Annotated in this window: 1 tRNA gene; it reads left to right on the forward strand. The window is 40.9% G+C overall.

Annotated elements, in window-relative coordinates:
• Window positions 1–94 precede the first annotated feature (94 nt).
• Window positions 95–170: transfer RNA gene (locus tag HMPREF3279_RS04930), tRNA-Glu, on the forward strand.
• Window positions 171–225 lie beyond the last annotated feature (55 nt).

Here is a 225-nt window from a genome sequence, read left to right on the forward strand (position 1 = left end):
AAGTGTCCACACAGATTGATTGATATATTGTAGAAAATGAATGAAGAGAGAAAAGTGCGTAAGCAAAATGTAAGATAGAGTATCTTTATTTGTTGTCCCCATCGTCTAGAGGCCTAGGACATCGCCCTTTCACGGCGGTAACCGGGGTTCGAATCCCCGTGGGGACGCCAAATAAAGATAACTTTATTATCTTCTGTTCTTTAACAACCAGGAAACAAGCTGAAA

Origin of the sequence: Haemophilus sp. HMSC71H05 (assembly GCF_001838635.1) — a bacterium.
Classification (GTDB): Bacteria; Pseudomonadota; Gammaproteobacteria; order Enterobacterales; family Pasteurellaceae; genus Haemophilus_D; species Haemophilus_D parainfluenzae_R.